Origin of the sequence: Paenibacillus alkaliterrae (assembly GCF_021532375.1) — a bacterium.
GTDB lineage: Bacteria > Bacillota > Bacilli > Paenibacillales > Paenibacillaceae > Pristimantibacillus > Pristimantibacillus alkaliterrae.
In genome coordinates, this window is the sequence record NZ_JAKGAP010000047.1 from 1 (window position 1) to 15,706 (window position 15,706).

22 protein-coding genes and 1 pseudogene are annotated in these 15,706 nt (G+C 43.8%); 3 read left to right on the forward strand and 20 right to left on the reverse strand.

Annotated features, from left to right (window positions below; translation table 11 throughout):
• From L1N85_RS18510 to L1N85_RS18570, 14 genes and pseudogenes are all read right to left on the reverse strand, one after another.
• Positions 1-443, reverse strand: a pseudogene (locus L1N85_RS18510) (IS4 family transposase); the annotation flags it as partial.
• Positions 444-694: 251 nt separating this feature from the next.
• A complete protein-coding gene (locus L1N85_RS18515) occupies positions 695-1,795 on the reverse strand; it encodes a UDP-N-acetylmuramoyl-tripeptide--D-alanyl-D-alanine ligase (protein WP_235240538.1) in 1,101 nt (366 codons plus the stop codon).
• A 193-nt stretch (positions 1,796-1,988) separates the two neighbouring features.
• Positions 1,989-2,111, reverse strand: coding sequence for a hypothetical protein (locus tag L1N85_RS27270; protein WP_268818356.1), 123 nt, complete (start codon positions 2,109-2,111; stop codon positions 1,989-1,991).
• A 2-nt stretch (positions 2,112-2,113) separates the two neighbouring features.
• Positions 2,114-2,308, reverse strand: a complete 195-nt coding sequence (locus L1N85_RS18520; RefSeq protein WP_235240539.1) for a hypothetical protein — start codon at positions 2,306-2,308, stop codon at positions 2,114-2,116.
• Between the two features lie 29 nt (positions 2,309-2,337).
• Positions 2,338-3,138 carry a TOTE conflict system archaeo-eukaryotic primase domain-containing protein gene (locus L1N85_RS18525; protein ID WP_235240540.1) on the reverse strand — a complete coding sequence of 267 codons (801 nt, stop codon included), beginning with the start codon at positions 3,136-3,138 and terminating at the stop codon, positions 2,338-2,340.
• 299 nt (positions 3,139-3,437) lie between these two features.
• Positions 3,438-3,689, reverse strand: coding sequence for a hypothetical protein (locus L1N85_RS18530; RefSeq protein WP_235240541.1), 252 nt, complete (start codon positions 3,687-3,689; stop codon positions 3,438-3,440).
• Between the two features lie 41 nt (positions 3,690-3,730).
• A complete protein-coding gene (locus L1N85_RS18535; protein WP_235240542.1) occupies positions 3,731-3,967 on the reverse strand; it encodes an AbrB/MazE/SpoVT family DNA-binding domain-containing protein in 237 nt (78 codons plus the stop codon).
• A 295-nt stretch (positions 3,968-4,262) separates the two neighbouring features.
• A complete protein-coding gene (locus tag L1N85_RS18540) occupies positions 4,263-4,595 on the reverse strand; it encodes a type II toxin-antitoxin system HicA family toxin (protein WP_328285243.1) in 333 nt (110 codons plus the stop codon).
• The gene (locus L1N85_RS18545; protein WP_235240544.1) at positions 4,477-4,893 is read right to left on the reverse strand and encodes a hypothetical protein; all 417 of its coding nucleotides are present in this window, start codon (positions 4,891-4,893) and stop codon (positions 4,477-4,479) included. The genes L1N85_RS18540 and L1N85_RS18545 overlap by 119 nt, the downstream gene beginning before the upstream one ends.
• A 201-nt stretch (positions 4,894-5,094) precedes the next feature.
• Positions 5,095-6,234, reverse strand: coding sequence for a toxic anion resistance protein (locus L1N85_RS18550; protein ID WP_235240545.1), 1,140 nt, complete (start codon positions 6,232-6,234; stop codon positions 5,095-5,097).
• A 67-nt stretch (positions 6,235-6,301) separates the two neighbouring features.
• Positions 6,302-7,990 carry a vWA domain-containing protein gene (locus L1N85_RS18555; protein WP_235240589.1) on the reverse strand — a complete coding sequence of 563 codons (1,689 nt, stop codon included), beginning with the start codon at positions 7,988-7,990 and terminating at the stop codon, positions 6,302-6,304.
• Positions 7,991-8,003: 13 nt separating this feature from the next.
• The gene (locus L1N85_RS18560; RefSeq protein WP_328285245.1) at positions 8,004-8,756 is read right to left on the reverse strand and encodes a hypothetical protein; all 753 of its coding nucleotides are present in this window, start codon (positions 8,754-8,756) and stop codon (positions 8,004-8,006) included.
• A 659-nt stretch (positions 8,757-9,415) separates the two neighbouring features.
• Positions 9,416-9,847, reverse strand: a complete 432-nt coding sequence (locus L1N85_RS18565) for a type II toxin-antitoxin system VapC family toxin (RefSeq protein ID WP_235240547.1) — start codon at positions 9,845-9,847, stop codon at positions 9,416-9,418.
• Entirely contained in the window at positions 9,844-10,122 is a 279-nt protein-coding gene (locus L1N85_RS18570; protein WP_235240548.1) for a hypothetical protein, read from the reverse strand. The genes L1N85_RS18565 and L1N85_RS18570 overlap by 4 nt, the downstream gene beginning before the upstream one ends.
• A gap of 246 nt (positions 10,123-10,368) precedes the next feature.
• Between L1N85_RS18570 and L1N85_RS18575 the strand changes: the two genes are divergently transcribed.
• Complete coding sequence (locus L1N85_RS18575; protein ID WP_235240549.1) at positions 10,369-10,848, forward strand: hypothetical protein; 480 nt, start codon at positions 10,369-10,371, stop codon at positions 10,846-10,848.
• Positions 10,849-10,998: 150 nt separating this feature from the next.
• On the forward strand, positions 10,999-11,460 hold the full coding sequence (locus L1N85_RS18580) for a hypothetical protein (RefSeq protein ID WP_235240550.1): 462 nt from the start codon (positions 10,999-11,001) through the stop codon (positions 11,458-11,460).
• Between the two features lie 529 nt (positions 11,461-11,989).
• Here L1N85_RS18580 and L1N85_RS18585 read toward each other — a convergent pair.
• The 6 genes from L1N85_RS18585 to L1N85_RS18610 all read right to left on the reverse strand — a co-directional run bounded on the left by L1N85_RS18585 (position 11,990) and on the right by L1N85_RS18610 (position 15,261).
• Positions 11,990-12,445 carry a plasmid pRiA4b ORF-3 family protein gene (locus L1N85_RS18585; RefSeq protein WP_235240551.1) on the reverse strand — a complete coding sequence of 152 codons (456 nt, stop codon included), beginning with the start codon at positions 12,443-12,445 and terminating at the stop codon, positions 11,990-11,992.
• An 8-nt stretch (positions 12,446-12,453) separates the two neighbouring features.
• Positions 12,454-13,386, reverse strand: a complete 933-nt coding sequence (locus L1N85_RS18590; protein WP_235240590.1) for an SEC-C metal-binding domain-containing protein — start codon at positions 13,384-13,386, stop codon at positions 12,454-12,456.
• Positions 13,387-13,644: 258 nt separating this feature from the next.
• Positions 13,645-14,028, reverse strand: a complete 384-nt coding sequence (locus L1N85_RS18595; RefSeq protein WP_235240552.1) for a retropepsin-like aspartic protease — start codon at positions 14,026-14,028, stop codon at positions 13,645-13,647.
• Positions 14,025-14,282 carry a hypothetical protein gene (locus L1N85_RS18600; RefSeq protein ID WP_235240553.1) on the reverse strand — a complete coding sequence of 86 codons (258 nt, stop codon included), beginning with the start codon at positions 14,280-14,282 and terminating at the stop codon, positions 14,025-14,027. The genes L1N85_RS18595 and L1N85_RS18600 overlap by 4 nt, the downstream gene beginning before the upstream one ends.
• A 200-nt stretch (positions 14,283-14,482) precedes the next feature.
• The gene (locus tag L1N85_RS18605) at positions 14,483-14,767 is read right to left on the reverse strand and encodes a hypothetical protein (protein ID WP_235240554.1); all 285 of its coding nucleotides are present in this window, start codon (positions 14,765-14,767) and stop codon (positions 14,483-14,485) included.
• Entirely contained in the window at positions 14,764-15,261 is a 498-nt protein-coding gene (locus L1N85_RS18610; protein WP_235240555.1) for a transposase, read from the reverse strand. The genes L1N85_RS18605 and L1N85_RS18610 overlap by 4 nt, the downstream gene beginning before the upstream one ends.
• A gap of 241 nt (positions 15,262-15,502) precedes the next feature.
• On the opposite strand from L1N85_RS18610, the gene L1N85_RS18615 reads away from it, so the two are divergent.
• Entirely contained in the window at positions 15,503-15,700 is a 198-nt protein-coding gene (locus tag L1N85_RS18615) for a hypothetical protein (protein ID WP_235240556.1), read from the forward strand.
• Positions 15,701-15,706 lie beyond the last annotated feature (6 nt).

A 15,706-nucleotide genomic window follows, 5' to 3' on the forward strand; every position in this document is an offset into this window, starting at 1 on the left:
GCGTTCAAATGCAGAAGGTTAAAGCCTTTTGTGTTCGGTTGACTTTGAAAATAGGTGTCCTTGTCCGCAGGGTCTGTTGCGATATTTAAATCCGAACCGTCAACGGCAAGTAATCGATACCCTCGGTATTCCTTGATATCCGTATACGACTCTGTAAATGCGTGAAACAAGAATTCCACAGCAGACGGCAGGATTTTATTCCTTTGCTGAACAAAAGCAGACGTCGTTGCCGTGTTTACGTCATAGCCCTGCGATTCCAAGAGTTCCTTATATAGGCTGTTGCCACCCATTGAGATCAGGAGTTGCATAACCGTTTCAAAAGGCAGCTTTTTCTTTCGGGTAAAATCTTTTTCAGGATTTTTGACATAGGGTGCTGTTGCAGATGACATTTCTCGTATGAGGGATGTCAGCGTTTCTTTTAGCGAATTCGCGTACTCATTCATTGGCGAAACCTCCTCGTTTTTTCAAGGGGCTACGCCACACAGTTTCATCTGCTTGTCAAGTCTTTTTTTCGTTTTTATACAAAAAAAGAGCGGGTTATCTTTTTGATAACCTGCTCTTTTTCTTGATATTTGGCTCTGCGCCTTATCTTAATGACATTGCCGCATGAGGCGCTCTTTCTTATCGTATTGGCGGAGGCGAACTACAGCCAACCGCTAAAGGGGGAGTGTCTTCGGACTAATCATCGCCTGCTCTATCTGTCATTTTGTTTTAAATACGTGACTATCGTGCTCATTCTTAAGCTGTTTGACCCTTTGATCAGAACAGTGGCGCCCGATTCTATCTTTTGAAGCAGCGCCTTTTGAAGTTGATGCTTATTGACGAAGCTCTTGATCCTGCCTGCGGGAAAACCGGATTTTCTAGCGCCGACCGCAATTTGCTTAGCAGCGCTTCCCAACGTATACAATCGGCTTACATCTTTACCGGCGGCATACTTTCCAACTTCCTGGTGGCCCTTGGTTGTAAACTTACCTAATTCCAACATGGAACCGAGTACGGCTATTTTGTTACTTGTACCAATGTTCGATAATACATCGAGAGCAGCCTTTGCCGCATCGGGATTCGAACTATAAGAATCATCGATTAACTTTACATTTCTTCTTAAACGATGAACACGCAATCGGCTCTTTGGTCTCGCATACGAATGGAGCCCGGCTTGCATTTGCTGCGGTGTAAATCCCAAACCATGAGAAACCGCAATGGCAAATAAGGCATTGTAAATATTATGTTCTCCGAACGCAGGAATATAAAAAGAACGCTCCATTTTGTCAAGCTTCACCTTAAAACTCATTCCATTATTTGCATATTTTACATGAAAGGCCCGATAATTCGCCTTATTCCATATGCCTACCCTAATGATTCTACCTGTGAATTCTTTTGTATGGAGTAATTCGGAATGAGGATCGTCTGCGTTCAACAATAAGGTGCCGGTCGGTTTCATGTAACGAATCAACTCTGATTTTGCCCTGGCCACCCCTTTAACGCGACCGCCAAAGTGACCCACATGAGCCCTTCCTACGTTCGTAATAACCCCAATGCTGGGTTGTAAATATAGACAATGCCTTTTTATGTTTCCATAAAACTGCATCCCGTACTCAACAACCACTGCCCGATGGGAAGGACGGAGTTGCCTGGCATGTCTTTTTGTGGCACTAGGTGCATTGTTATTATGAGGAGATTTGAATATTTTCCAACGTCTATTCAGTACTGCTGCAATCATTTCTTTGGAGGTCGTCTTACCTGCACTTCCGGTAACCGCTATGACAGGCCTGTGTTTCTTGGTTGTTTGTTCCAAAACGCTGCCCCCTCGAAAAAAGATAATGTCTTCCTCTGGTAAGATCCGCACGCTATTTTATGCTAGACGAACAAAGAAAGATTGGGGTGATTGCCTATTTCGGTAACAGTTCCATTCACCATGTATATCCTCACACATAATAGCCATTAACAATGTCCCGCCACCTCCGCGTACCAGACCCGTGCATCCCGACTCACCGCTCCACTAATTCCGGATACTGACCAGCCAAATTCGCGCGCTCCCCCGGATCCTTTGACAGATCAGACAGATGAATCCGATCCGGGCCCTCGCGATCGAAATCCAGCTTCCCATTCAATATTAACTTCCAATTCCCTTCCCGAACGGCCAGCTGACCTTGATACTCCCAGAACATTTGCTTATGCGGCGACGGTTCGCCTTCAAGCTGCTCCCATCGATCACCACATCTTGAAGCGCTCCTGCTGACGGGTCAACACCCGCAAAATCCAAGAAGGTTGGCACAATGTCCATCATCGCCGTCACTTCATCACTCACTCGTCCGCCTTCAAGTCCTTCCGGCCAGCTCAGTACTTTCGCGGGCCTCCTTGGAGAGGCAGAGCAATGAGATTTCCAAAGCCTCCTTTAGGCATTGTATCTTGATTAGGAAACAAGCGATCATAAGAATCAAGACCGATCTGATATCTTTGATTCATCGTAAGCGATAAAATAATCGTGCCAAGGCGCCTTGCCTGACTAGCGGCGATCGGTTCAACAAAAAATATCCAGATATGACCGCCATTCCCGGATCGTGATCGTTCCAAAGCAGCCGGAATATGGTTTCCGTCACACACATGCATAACCGCTGCCGCGTCTTCCTGCCAGTTTTTCTTATCGAAATCCATTGCAAGAAACCAACAGGTCTCATCCTGCAGCATTGGGTAAATTCCGATCGTTCTATCCGTACGCGCATCCAGATGTTTGGAAATGACTTCATCCGTTACGGGAAGGAAATTCTGATGTATGCAAGCCGAGCATTTCACTTTGGGTTTCTGACAGACGGCTGTCCACTCGTTGCCGCAAGACGGCGAATAGCCAGATTTGCCTTGTTTATTATTCCAACGGATAGGATATACATCTTCCCTGCCACGAAAGTAACTCCGGTATAGAGCAAGTTTTTCCTCTACGCTTGAAAATTGATGCACCTTTGAGGGCTGCTTATTTCCTTGTAATTTAACTCGCATTTGAATCGTTGAGATCTGTTGGAATGAACATGCTTCGCCTTTCGAATCTCTGTTCCCGATTTGGAGCTTGAGCTGTTTATTTTCTAGTCTCAGTCGGTCTATTTCGCGTAAAGCCGCCTCATACTTTTGATAAATATCGTCCATGTTACCTCACAACCTCGCCCTGAAAGTTATCAAGACTTCACTCTCCAAGCGAACGCCCATCCCGTCCCTCTGGATGATGTCTTCCTCGCTCAATTTCTTAAGCGCAGCATTATTGCAGGATGAGCAATTCGGGGCAACGATCCTCAATATATGCAACAGTGAAAAAACCGGGCATCCCTTTTACATTTTCCCTGATCCGAATGCTTTTTGCCCATTACCTTCCGTAACCAATCAGCGCGATTTACGAATTTTCTTATATTATTCCTATAAACTCATATTATAGGCACTTAAATATAAGTTTATGTATTCTTCAATTTAGGACCTCTTTGAATGCCACCTTCCTCTATTCTTTTCTCCGCATAAGACCAAAATGCACTGTTATTTTCTTTATTAGACTTATTTATATCATATAATACGATTGCCTCATACAAAGCAACTCTTGCATTAAAGCAGGTCTTTAAAGGAATTTCTCCTCCGTAATCTACATTCGCTTCAAAGATTATTTCACCTAAGAATGAAAAGAAAAAATGAGCCCTTGTATTAGGGCTCACAAATTTTGGTCTTATATCATCTTGCTTCTAAACAGGAATAATTAATTATACTCACTTTTTCTTTTAAGTGCTGAGTTCTTCTTTAGACCCTTATAACCCATATCGTAAAAGGCTTCAAGTACTTCAGGACGAACATTTTCGGGTAATTTCGATTTACGTACCTTCCGGAGCATAACGTCGCCTTCTTCATTTACGATGAATTCAATTTCATCTCCTTGAGTTATTTTCAATTGTTCTGCCAAAGCCTTCGGCAAACTTACGCCCAGACTATTACCCATTTTCCCTTTTTTACGTGAATAACGGTTTACTTTAGAATTATATCATCCTGCATCTTTATTTCACCATTCATATCATTGTCTCCTCCCATATTACAGTTATAACTTTATAACATATGTACATCTTAACAGACTTTTAATGGAAGTAAAGCAAAAACCCGACCTAGTACGGTCGGGTTTTTCATGGTATTGATGGAGGTGAGGGGATTTGAACCCCTGTCGGAAGATCACGCCACACAGGCTTCTACGGGTGTAGTCACAGTTTCGATGTCACCCGAGTATCACTCCGTAATAACCATTACTTCTTCGAATTGAAGTATTCCTTATCTACCTTCAGTTGCTGCTTCAATATCCGATTGAATAACCCTTTCCCAATTTCGCCTGTTCCTTTTGATACCGCAGTCCGCAATACCTCTCCGTCAGGCAGGGTCTTTTCATAGATTTTATCTCTGCCATTTTGCCTTACCATAACCCATCCATCACGTCTTAAGAAATTCTCTACATCACTCCAACTAGGCATGGAACATTTGTGAGACCGATTCAACATCGTCTTCCAACAAAACTCGTAAGACATAGGGTGCGTGCTTATGACGGTTAGGCGTACTGTAATAGCGGGAATAGTTATTCTCATAGTCGATTGCATATTCCACTAGGTGTCTTGCTAATTCAATCCTCAGCTCATCTATTGTCTCACCATCTGCAACAATGTCTTCAATTTGTTCGATAGACCCAGCATACCGTCCATCTTCATCTTGCTCATATTCAAATGTCAATTCATATACTGAGAGCAATTCCCTCATTTGTTGCTTAGAGAACGCCATAATGACATCTCTGTTGCGTTTTATAGCTTGCGGTTTTTCTCTCACAATGGTATCAATAAATCCACCAAAATTAGCTCTTACTTCGGTTGCATTAAGAACTGTTTGCATATTCACCCCTCCTCACCTCCATTGTACAGGGTTATGTACATAATGTACACTATGTAGTGTACTCATTCTTTGTGAGTACTATTCCTACAAAGCAAAAAAGACACCTGACACGGTGTCTTCTCTGATGAGATTGGTGGAGGCGAACAATGGCTGTGCAAAACTACAATTCTCTTTAGTGTAATGCTGAGGTTGTTTGGGATACTACAAACCCAACTTTTGACCTTTCTCTAGACGCTGAATCTGCTGTTCTCCGTTATCAGCCAGTTCTCTGAACTGATTAATGGTCTCACGCATTCTAGGGAGTGCCTCCTGCTTGTAAGTACTAATGGAATCTAAAGCCGACAGCACGTCAGTGAAGGCCTGTTTTAAAGTGTCTGCTGAAATACTCGTTTCAAGAGACTGCTTATGGATCGCCGCACCCTGATCTTTCAACATTCTTGAGGTACCGCTTATTAGACTTTCGGTGGTTTGATTTAGAAGTTCAATCTTTTTCAAGACAATCCTTTGATTATAGAGCGCACTTGCCACAGTAACTGAGATTTTCAGGGCTGAAACGGTAACATTCCTAGCTCTGTCTACTCCTCTGATCAGCTCTTTGTTATTCCTTATTACAACCTCGATTGCCATGATTCCCTGTTGATTAACGACCAACATTTGTTGCAAGTCCATCACACGCTGACGCAAAGGAAACAACACTTCTTCTGTAATGAACCGGATTTTATCTTCAGACTCATTACGTAATTTTGCCGCTTCAATCTGAGACTCAATTTCTTCATCCATTAACATACCTAGCTGGATTTCCTTTTGAAGTCTTTTCGTGAGCTCCCTGAGTGCATGCTGTTCAAACTCCAAAGTTGTATTATCATTCCTTAATACAGACTTGCCTTTATCCAAAGAAAGGATAATGTCCGAAATGACAGCGTCAGCTTTTTGGTACTTTGCAAAGTAACTGCGTAATGGATTAAAGAACTTGCCCAGAAAACCACTCTTGGCAAAATCCACTGCACTCGGATCTAAATCCTTCAACTGGAGATGCAGCTCCGTTAAACCTTTGGCTACTTGGCCGCCTTCATCGCCTGTTTTAGATAAATTCCCTACAGATACTTGCAAGAGGGAATTTTTATCCGAGGATGATCGCATAGAGCTCATGCCGAAACTATCAATAGATTGCAATACCTGTTTCCGCTTTTCTAAGGACTCGATATCTAACTCCAAGATCGTTGAGACATTGTTTAATGCCAGCTCTTTGAGTTGCGATACTTCCTCAGGCTCAGGTTTAACCTGCTCTTCTATAGCCGACTTAAGCTTCTCAGGACTTACTACTTCCATTGTAAATGACATGGTAACCACTCCTAAAAAGTTTTGTGAAGCAAAACTTGACTTCGGAAGCATTTGCTTAGAATATCATTTACATTTGAACGTTGAGTAAATTAGCGATCTTATACACAACATCGTCTGTATCTGCATTGATACTAGCTGCCTCATTAATATTTGAAATGCTTTGAAGTGCCTGGATATCGGCATTATAACCAATCGTGTATACTGGAATCTTATAGGTCTCAACTAACCCCCTGATATCCTTGAGCGAATGCCCTTCATTCGTTTCTCCATCACTTAATACAAATATTAAAGGTTTAATGTCAGGGTTATCAGCCAGCTCATCTTGAAGCATTTTCATTGCCACCACAATTCCATCAAATGTAGCTGTACCTCCGCCAGCTTGAAGGCTGTTGATAGCTCCAACAAACATAGACTGCTGATTCGTATCGTACTTCCCAATCGGAAGATTGATTGAAACGTTACTGGAGTAAGAAACAAAACCAATACTATTGTCCCTGCCCAAGTACTTTTGACCTGTTAACAACGACTCTTTCAATCGGTTTAGAGGTTCACCATTCATACTCCCCGATACGTCGGAAACAAATACCGCCGCAATCGGTTTATTCCCGTCTTTCTTTTCCTTCCACAACTTCTGTGCAGAGGACAAGAGACTGCCATCGACTACATCAAGCTCTGAATTGTAATCATTAAGACCATTGAACCCCTTTTCCTCCGCTAAACTCTGATATTTTTCTTGTTCAACAAACACAGCAAACTTCCCGATAATATCCAGCTTTTCTTGAGGTAAATCACCCAAAGCGTAAAGCGGGCTGTCATGCCTTACACCAAAAGGAGTGAACACGTAGCCGCTCTTCAGATCAGCCACATTTACATAGGTTTGGTACTCTAAGATAAAGGCATCAAGCATCCCCGACTTCGCTGCATCACGCATTTGTAAAGTTGTGGACGCAATAAAAGGTACATTGGCTTGGAATCTCTCAAACCCTTGAACCGCTTTTTCCCCAAGCAAATCAGAGCTGTCGAATGTCCTCAGGGCAGCCACTAGAAAGTTTAAACCCGTAGAACTAGCGAAAGGATCCGTGTAACCCATAGCCAACTCATTATTCACTATAGCGTCTGTAACCGTCTTGACGTTTATAGAGCCGTACTTCTCTACCAACTCATCGTATTTTGTCTTTGTTGATACAATACCAGCTACATTACCGACAAGACGCTTAGATACAAGCTGAGTGTCGATACCATGAGCTTTTACCATTTCTCCCCAGAACTCATTAGAAGGAGTGAAAGCATCCGGTACATACTTGCCAGACCTTATATAATCTGTGGCTGTGCCCGAGGCAATATTACGGATCTTGACAGATACAGGCTTCCCATTCACTACCATATTAGCATTATTGAAGTCTGTCGCAACTTCATTCAACCAGCCATCAATACCAGTCCCTGATTTCTCTGTGGAAGAGAAAATTTCTACGAAGCTGTCCGTTGTGTTTGCTACCGATATTGGAAACTTAGAGATATCGGGCAATGAATCCCCGACAGCTACAGGATCAAGGTCTATCTGACCCTTTATTTGCTCGGCAGCAGTGACAGAAATATTTTTGTAGATTTTATCCAATTTTTTGGCCGCATCTTCCGAAGTTACCTCTGTCTGGGTTTTTCCTAAATTAGATGTTAGGCTGATCCCTAAATACACAAGAACAAAAACGGCCACTGCAATAGTTCCCAACACCACAAACGCCTTACCTTTTCTAGCTATAGTCATCGCCCCCTCATTGCTTATAAAATTTTGTCTGTTTGATCAATGCATCTATTTCCTTCATGCAGGGCATCTCTTCGACATCTCTATAATTCGTACTGCCTAATAGAGATATCTCCAATAGCAATTTGTCTAGCTTCAGCAGTATTTCTTCGTTTGCACCAATATACCCTGTCAAGTAGTCTAAGTATTCTTTGTATAAATCTGTTTTTTCTTGTACCAGTTTATTAGAAAACTGCGTTGATCTTTGCTGACTAGCGAACATGGAGAATTCTGAAGCATCAAAAACACTAAGCTTATTAAGGATCCCCCTGATATTGAGGTAAAGAAGTTTTTCGACCTCATAAATGACAGAAGTAAACTTCTTGTAGCTTAACTCCGTTTGATCAAATCTCTGACTAAGAACTTCCAACAAAGTGTCCTTCTTCTTTACTATCCGACCTAATTGATCTAAGGCAAGAGAAATATCCTTCTTAAACGCCTTTACATTTCTGTAATGTTGAAGTGCAGCCATATAATCCTCGTGCGTTTTAATGTCTTTCACAAGCGTTACAACAGGAGGTTTTAAAAGTAATCCATAACTCCCGTAAAGCAGCACAAGGAGACTCATACACAATAGTGTTACGCCAGAAGCTGTCTCTAGAACACTTTCGCCTCCTATTTCCACACCCAATAACCCTGGTGACAGTATTATAATATTCAAGAGCACAACTCCAGAAACAAGTCCCAACAGCTTGATGAATTTCCAGCTATTCAACCTACACACCTCCTTCATTAGTACGATCACATACCACTGCGAAATGGTACATTCCATCTGAGTAAGTGACTTCAAAACAAGCCTACTCGATAGCTCAATTGAAGGTATAGTACTTAATACGCCCGTTATTCCAGATAGATGCATGTTATCTCTGTTATAGGCATGCTGATTTATAATTCGCATATAAGACTCCTCCGTCTCATACGAAACACGGCAGGCATTTCGCTGAACGTTACCGACTTTGACGCATTTGCCGCTACTGTCGCTAAATAGAGCTATTCGAGATGAAGCAGCATGTGGTTTGACCACAAAAAACGAGCCTGCCTCCTGTAAAAGGAGAACTGGCTCGTTTCATCATCAACAAATTCGCAATTAGCATAAATCCACAATCTCAATGCGGTGATAGATTTACATGTTGGAGGCGAGGGGATTTAAACCCCTGTCCCTAACTTCTCTTATCGGTTTATCACTTTTCATTAAATCCCGCGAAGCCTTATCCTATAAGGCTTCGTGGAATCTCATTGATTATCTTGTCCCATTTTATATTACCGCGATTCACCCTGTATTATTGCGTTGGTCTACATTGTGTCTACAAAAATCGGACAGGAGTTTGGAGTAATAACGACTCCTTGTTAGCTTGTATTAACACATGCTACCTATTGAGCAGCTTATAATGACTCTTTAATCGGATTAAAATATGGAATCTGGTACCTCGCTAATACTTCAACAAAATCCTTATCATTATTGCTGATTAGTGTTGCATTTAGGCTTACTGCTGTTGCAGCAATCAATGCATCAGGTAATTTAATCTTTCGGCCAAATGCTTGATGGAAATACGACCTTATCTCTCCGGCATTAGCTCCAATCCGACGAGTCACTTCAACCACATCATCAGAATCATGTATAAAACGACTAATAGCGTTATTTAACTCAGGATTCCCATACACACTTGGAGAAGAAAACAGCTCCGCTTCTGTAATAACCGACAGCACCAGACTATTACGAGGGTCACGTAGTGTTTTCCTCATAAATTCAGTGACCGTTTGGTTACCTTCTAGATAGTATATACAAACGTTCGTATCGAACAGAAACTTACTCAAAGCTGAGTACCCTCCCGATCCTCTTCATCTTCGCGGCTGGCTATAGCGTGCAACTCTTTAGCGGCATCAGGATATTTCTTCAATATACCCGAAGTTTCCTCCAGCGTCTTGAGTAGACGTTCTCTCTTCTGCATTCTTTCCAATTCATCTTGTTTTTGCAAACGAATCACCGCGCCATTCTCATCTTCTTCTATATTCATATTCACAAAATCATGAGAGCTCACTAGCTTTTGAAATTCCGGAACAAACAACGAATAATCTTGAATATCCTTCATAATTATCACCTCGTAGTTCATCTTCTTACTCCCTTCATTATATAACAAACCGTCCATACAATGCATCGTTATTACAGCTACTCTTTTCTCCGTCCCTCTCGTAAGGCTTTACTCATCGCACTAACAGTATCTTTGTGAGTTTTATCAAAAATATGGGTTCGCTGTTTCATTTCTTTCAGTCGCAGATTCTTTCGGTGTCGGCTCATTTGGGTTTGCTCGGGGATTTGGATAGCTTGAGCGCCGCCGGTGATGGCACACCGATCGTCACCGCTGCCTATCCCCGCAGCAAACCATCTTGTAATTGTCGTGCCCTCGGCAATCGCGGATTGCAACCATCCTCGTCTTTACTCCCAGCCCGATTGCAACTCAGGCTGGGACAGCGCCAGAGAGAAGTACTATAACGGCTACCACCTGTACATGATCTCCGCGGCGGACAGCAAACACGATTTGCCCTTGTATCCGAGACTTCAGCCTGCCTCTCGGCATGATGCGGTTAGTCTCGTGATGAGCACGGTCGAATTCAAGCAAAGATTCACTTTGGGCACGGTAGACAAAATGCTCCTCGATGCTGCGCATGATGCGGAAGCGATTTATCTGCTTCTTGATCACCAGAACATCCAGCCATTCATCGATCTCAACAACGGAGCAAGAAGAATACGACGACGGACAGTGACATTCAGATTTCTCCAACCGGCATTCCCATCTGTCCAAAAGGTCGTGAAATGAAACCCAACGGATTCGACAAATCCCAGCATCGTCGCAAGTGTAATGCTCTCCGACCTGCGGTTGCTCCACTGCCAAGTATGGACGAACCTACCATACACACAGCAGGGATAACCCGCGTTTGTTTACAAAGACCGTTCGCGGTTCTGAGCAGTGGAAGTTGATCTACAAACGCCGTTCGTCCATCGAGCGTTCCAACAAACGAGAGAAAGTGGATTAAAAGCTCGAGTCCGGCCGGCACCGTTCGACGATGATGTGGTACATGCGCATCTATGGCATTATGATTTGCCAGCACATGGATGCGTGGTACGTGAGCCAGAAAGAGGATTGGGACAAGCTGAAATCCACCATTTGCCCTTCAGCCGCCTAAATTTTAAAAACCGCAACAAACAAACCTTCGTGCTTACTCTTAAAAACAACATTGAAGTACGGAGACTTCGGAGAGAGTCGACGATTGCTTTGAGCATCGGTCAGGAGAAGTGGCTTGATTTATCTCCCGATCAAAGTGGTTGGCACTGGAATTCGCTTCAATTCGCAAGAAAGTATTTACTAAAGATTTTGGTGATTTTATTGGCAGAAGCAGAATCACTGCAAAGCTTATACCGGAATCTCTAGTCGAAGAAGAATACCTCGAACGTGTTGGCTCAAAGCCTACCGATCCGAAACTACATTATAATTTAAAGCTCTAAAGTTGCTTGAAAGGAGCTCTAAAGTAACTCTAAAGCAACTTTAAAGCAGCTCTAAAACAGTTCTAAAACAGTTCTACGCCAAGGAACATTAACAGGTGTCTTTGGCTTTTTTATGTTGCCATAGGCAGGACTGCCTCTTGAAATCTCGCAAGATCCTATCTATCCATTGCCCCTCCACAACGTATCCCATCAGAGTTTCCTCGGATTCATGCCTACGATCGCCGCAAATCCAATAACGACGCCTTTTTCTAACCGCTACGTAATCCGAGAATGCAAAAAAGACACCTGACACGGTGTCTCCTCTGATAAGGTTTGGTGGAGGCGAACCGTGGATTAGCAAATCCACAATCCGCCGCAGCGTGATGCTTAGGTTGTTTGGGGAGGTGGCATAACAAAGTCCTTTTCCTTTAATTTACCAACCGGATACGCCTAACCTCTCATGAAGGGAAGTCCAGCTAAGGTTCGTATTCGTCATCCTCATCGGAAAAACCACCGTATTGATCAGGCGCCTTCCCTTTCGAATCCAGAATAACAGGGAGTTTCGTCCCTCTAAGATCCCCATCTTCCAAATATTGAACGACGAACCTCCACTCATCACCATAGTCGAATAACAGCAGCATCTTTTGCTTAGGTGTATGGAACACCTTGCTAACTTTAGCCTTCTTCACACCCGGGAAGTTCATCTTGTCGCCGATATCGGCAAACAGCTCGTATCCTTCCTCCGACCGGGCCCAGTTTTTCAGGTTGTCATAGAATCCGAACAAATGATCCATATCAAAATCAAACGCAGACAACGCAGCCTCCGCCAGATCATACAAGCTCGCGTTCTCTTGGACGGCAATTTTGCGGTAGGGCTTTCCACGAACAGCTCCATTCCAATCCGTCAAGGTTATCTTGAAAATTTTTGCCATATATACGTTCAAACACCAACCGATCCGCAGCACTTTTTGTACTTCTTGCTGCTACCGCATGAACATGGATCATTCCGCCCCGGGAGTGATGCTGAGCTTGCCGTAACAGATTGCTGTTTCTCCAGCATCGCTCGTTTACCCTCACGCTTCATGTCATCATAATGATTCGAGATGGTACGCCTTACCGCAGGATAAGCAGTCTCAAACGCCGCAACAAGCTCTTCGAGTTCCTTATTCGTTGTATAATTCTCCACAACAGAATAACTCCGCTTGTGGGTGGAATAGCCAACAACAAATTTGCTGGTTGGTTTACCGGGCTCCAATTGTACAAAGGTCAAGAGACCTTGCCGACAGTCGCAGGATGGCTTCATGCAGTACTGTTCATCCACCAGAATTTTATTCCCCCCGTGAGTGAAGACCAGTTGATCGACCGATTCCCCGAACACTTCGACATAGCCCATTGTTGGGGTCTTTTCCAGATCTATCGAAGGCATGGACATAGGTTCATATGATCGGGAATGTAATGCGGAAGTCGTAAGCAACGACCCCTTAGTCTCCTGTAATGAATCAGCCGGAAGCCTGACACTTTTTAATTCTCTCACATGATTGCTATGCTCCAAGATATAAGGCTTCCACTCTTCCGGTATACCCTGTTTAAACTCCTTATTCAGCTTTGACTGATAGACAGCCTTATGTTTCGCTTTAATCTCCTCAACCTTGAAATCGGGAATACTGAGTGAGATATAGCCAATGTTTTCGGTAGTACCGCTCGGCGTTACTCGATCAATATGGAGTATGACTGATTTGCATTTACACTCAGGATTGGTACAATAATATTCAATTGCTACGTAAGTGTCATGTGACCAAGAAAATCGAAAAGAATGGAAACCTGTATTTTTGTCATATTTCGATTCATTAATAATCGAGTAGTATGGATACATACTCACGGGAAAACAACTCCAGTCGAACGAATAGGGTTTATTCCGTTATTTTCTGTATTATAACGCTATGGATACACGGAGTACAAATCGCATGATCCTGCTGCCAAGTAAATATATGGGTTAGTATGTGATACTGCTAATGGAGGAACAGTTGAATAAGAGCAAAACGACAGTTTTTCAAGCGCAACCATATCGAACCCCTGTCCACAAAATCGCTAAAACCCTAATCAGAACCGTTGCTTGGGGAGGTAGCGTAACTCAATCCCTTGCTGCCACCGTCAATTCTTTGGAATCAATCACTAATCCGGCAGATTGGATGAAGTCAAAACCAAGAATGCCATCAATCTCCATGCCGTAGTCCATTTCTCCAATCTCCACTTCAAAGCTTTTCAGCGAAATCTCTCCCGCATTCACAAAATCAAATTTCTTGGAGTATACGACCTCTACTCCGCCCACACCTCTAATTTTGTTAAGAAAATCGCCCGGCTCAATCTTAACCCCAATGGCATCCACTACATCAGCATTGAAAATCGATCCCGCCGAGCCTGTATCGAGCAGTACATTCCTCAACTGAAGCTCTTCACCGCGGTAACAAATGATAACTTCAATAAAAGGCAATCCGTACCTCACATCAATATTCATCTGGGTCCACGTACCCCCGCCCACTTTTCTCGAAGCTTCAGTGTTTCACGGGATGTGTGAAAAAAGCCATACTCCCGGTAAGGCTGCTCCCGATGCAATTCATAGTAACGTTTCATGGCAACAGCGGAATCGTCAAAACGATCAATGAGAGCCACCTCGTCAATGAACCAGTACCCTTCCTCCGAACGAGACTTTAACGCTTCACAGACGACCCACTCATTAGGAAACTGTTCACGAACCTCTTCCCATCGCATCCTCATCACCTCCAAAAGTCCATTTACAATTACCTTCATTATAACATAAAAGCCTAACCATAGAATGCATTGGCTAAGCTTAGAAACATGATAAACCCCTGTCCACATTAACCATTGTGGTTTTGTATGGACAAGGGTTCGATTTCCCGAGGCGTGGCTGTGCCTATTTAGCCCCCTAGCAGACTTGGACAGTACACCCCTTACTTGGTTACAATAATATTGAGGCGGAGGGGTGGCAAGCTCATGAAATCCGGCTGATGAATGACGTCCAGCATCTGTTGTTCTTCTTCCTCGCTGAGCTTATGTGCGGGCACAGGTCGCTTGGCATGCGGACGCCCATCTTCACGGACGCCATGCTGGCGCCAACGTTGTAGGGTTCGCTGGGTCAGTCCAAGTTCCTTACAGGCAAGCTTCTCTCTTGCACCGGCTTCAACGGCTTCTTGAATCAGTGATACGGCTAGCTGACGATCTGAGGCACTGATCATTCGTCCCCTTGGTCCCCCCAGATCGCTTGGGCCTTTTTTCGTAACACCAGTAGTGCGGCCGTTTCCGCTAATGCTGATTCTTTCCGTTGAAGTTCTCGGCTCAAGGCTTTTACCTCTTGCTCTTTCGTTCGAAGATCCTTTTGCAGTTTGCTCGCTTGCGCGGCTATCCCGCCATTTGCTTGCATGCAAGCATCGCGCCAGGCCTTCACCTGCTCGACGAACAGCCCTCTGGCACGACAGTATTCCGACAACTCAATCTCACTTAACGCAGCTGTTTCCACCACTATGGCAAACTTATCTCGCGTACTCCATCGCTCTGCGGGTTGTGCGCCATCAGGCATGATCATTCCTTGCGCTTTGGCTGCCTTCTTCCACTTGTATAGTGTCGCTTCCGATAGTCCGCTTTCTCTGGCTATCTGACTGACGAGCTCATTATTTGGCGGCATCATTCGTTGCAAGATGCTCTGCTTCAATTCCTTGTTCACTTGGTTCATTGTCCTCCACCTCGGCCTCTTTTTCCTCACTATACTTTCTTTTGAGGGATACGACAACTATTCTGACACAGGGGGCTATCAAAGGGTACGTTTATGCGTATTCCGGAAATCATTGGTCATCCATTCCGAAAAAGATTAGCCACACTTCCCCCCCCTTAAGGCGAATCCATTCATCATGGCTAGGTGTAGCCTCCAGATTGTCGAATGTCTATACGACACCGACAGAAAGGAGTTTACACAAATGTCGAAACGAAGGAGGATTGCCTTGCCTAAAATTCTGGATGTACTGCGTCTTCAGGCAGAAAGCGGTTTAAGCGAACGAGCCAAAGCCGCCAATCTCACATGGCCGTTACCGCCAGAACTGAACGATACCGCTCTGGAGGCAATGCTGTTCCCCAAAACAAGGAGGCGGCCGAAAAAATGGAACGAGCCGGACTAGGAGTAT